Source organism: Oleiphilus sp. HI0132, from assembly GCF_001635845.1.
Window position 1 is genome coordinate 1 of sequence record NZ_LWGJ01001684.1, and the last position, 995, is coordinate 995.

At 44.8% G+C, this 995-nt stretch carries 2 protein-coding genes; both read right to left on the reverse strand.

Annotated elements, in window-relative coordinates:
• The coding region (locus A3766_RS25850) for a YeeE/YedE family protein (protein ID WP_369808658.1) at positions 1–214 on the reverse strand (214 nt) is incomplete at its 3' end.
• A gap of 62 nt (positions 215–276) precedes the next feature.
• Positions 277–995, reverse strand: a 719-nt coding sequence (locus tag A3766_RS25855; protein WP_231882995.1) for an alpha/beta fold hydrolase, incomplete at its 5' end; no start/stop codon positions are given.

A 995-nucleotide genomic window follows, 5' to 3' on the forward strand; every position in this document is an offset into this window, starting at 1 on the left:
GAGAATTAATTTGGCTGAGCTCGCTTAAGCACAATGCACCTAAAGCCATTCCTGCTAAGAAGGCAAAACTGTTTAAGGTATTACCTTGTGTGCGCTTAACAAGGCTCTGAATCATGCTGCTGACACCGGTGATACGACCGTAAAAAAGCATAATAAGGCTGGCCGAAAGACCTATCAGTAATCCACCAATTAATGCGGGTGTTATATTCTCCACGAGTACTCCGAGAAATGTTGTTTAAATTTCGGCGGCAGCATAACAGTTTTTTAGGTCAAAATTTAGGCTTGGGCAAAACCTTTTAGTGTCTGAAAAAAGCGATAAGGTTGATCGATAAGCGGTGTATGCCCGCTGTTTCGGAAAGTGAGAACATCGCAATTGGGGTGATGGTCGGCAATGCGGAGTTGGCCGGTACAGGGGTACATCGTTGATTTAAGCCCAACGACTAATGTCAGCGGGCTATTCAGCTTAGCGATAACGTCGAGCATGTCGTAGTCTTGTTCTATGTAGGCTTTCAGACAGGTGATGTAAACGGGCCAGTTATCGACAGGCATTATTTTGCGGGCCAAAAACTCATTTGAGCATACTCTCCTGGCAATCGCTTTGTGGGATGAGCGAGACAGCGCATCAGAGAAGAAGCTTGCTAAATTATCCCATAACTCTTTTCTTAGTGTTTTGGGGAGGGTGTCGTAGGCTGCCTGAGCCTCAATATAAGGGTCTAGCTTGCCTATTAGGTCTGTCGCTTCGGAGAGTCTTTCTTGGTTTTCTGCGCCAAAAAGCCCCCATTTCCACTCACTATCATTAAGGCATTTGGGACTTTGGTCGATATGTAGATAACGTTCAACCTGATTGTCGCTATATTTTTCCTGGTACTTAAGTGCAACAAAGGCGCCCATTGATATACCAGCTAATTTAAAACTCTCCAGCTCTAAGGAAGTGATTATTTGCTGTAGATCGTCTGCGTAATTGGACATGACGCAATCCCGGTCATGGTTGATGT